Source organism: Endozoicomonas sp. ONNA1, from assembly GCF_024606325.1.
Classification (GTDB): domain Bacteria; phylum Pseudomonadota; class Gammaproteobacteria; order Pseudomonadales; family Endozoicomonadaceae; genus Endozoicomonas_A.
Genome location: NZ_JAHHPN010000915.1, coordinates 1 through 1251 on the forward strand (window position 1 = coordinate 1; position 1251 = coordinate 1251).

Sequence of the window (1251 nt, forward strand, 5' to 3'; positions counted from 1 at the left end):
CTGGCGTCTGGTAACGGTTGATCCGGCCAACAATGGAACTAATGTGCTGACCAGCGAAAAACTTTGGAGTTACTATTACTCGAGGCTGGCTGAAGACAATCGGCTGGATAACATTTACCAGCTTGACAATGTTACGGCACCGGTGCGGGGCGGGCCGGGTGATGACCTGTTCTTCATCTCCGGTACAGTCAAGCCGGGAGCCGGGCTGTTTGGTGAGTCGGGAAACGATATTTTCCACATCAAAAGCAGTGGCGCCAGCGTACACCCCGGCCTCGGTAGTAACCTGGTCAGTCTCGAGCTGGAGGGTGCGCTGGAAAGTGCAGAGAAAACCGGGACGGTGAAGATATTTTTTGCCCCCTCTTCATTTAACCGGGTTCACCTGGGTGGTGCCAGTCTCACCAATCTGCAGGCAGCCAGCTGGCGTTCGCTGGCTCCGCACAATGCCACTGACGCAACTGACAGTGGTGACCAGCCTCGTTGTCCAGCCGGTTTGTCACGCCTGATGCCCCCTCCGGTCACTGGCGGCAGTTTTATACTGGCGGGCTGGGTTCACCGGAGCTTGCCTTCCCGCGCCTGGGGCTCACTCATTCATTTTGCCGGGGCTGACGGCGCTGATGCCATCAGGTTGAGCCTGAAAAACAGGGGATTGGAGATCAGGCTAACGGATGGCGAGAGGATCTTTCATGACAGGGTTAGACCATTTTTCACCTCCCCCCGCCAACATCTGGCCATGACAATAGATGACCGTGGTTTTCTAACCCTCTACCGGGATGGCCAGCCTGTTTTGGCAACGCAGGCCCTCAAGCCAGCCGAAAAAATACGGACGCTGAACTGCCACGCCGTTGATAAACTGATCATTGACCGACGTCTCCCATCGCCTGATGGCATAAAAATGATGGCATCCGGTGTGAACCCCCTGGTAAGGATAGGCAGCTGGCAGAACCCACACCGCGTCTATGCCAATGACTGGCCAGACAGCCTGGAACTGGATGACGGTGTTCTGGATGGCAAGGAGTTCATCCTTAAACAACTAGAGTCTGGTTATGCACTTTTACAGCGAGCAGTCCCCGGACATCAGTATGTCATTGATGAGAAGAGTGCCATTTACCGCTTTGCTGACGATGGCACTGGTAACAGCGGCCAATGGTTTTTGTCAAATACCACAGGCACGGCTGACCAGCTGGAAGTGGTAACCCACCCCTGCCAGAAACTGCACTATCAAAAAGCGGGTGGGGACCTGATCCTGACTAT

General features: G+C 55.0%; 1 protein-coding gene. It reads left to right on the plus strand.

What is annotated here, in order from left to right; translation table 11 throughout:
• Positions 1-1251: hypothetical protein (locus KDK19_RS21560; protein ID WP_257255329.1), on the plus strand; the 1251-nt coding region annotated here is incomplete at both ends.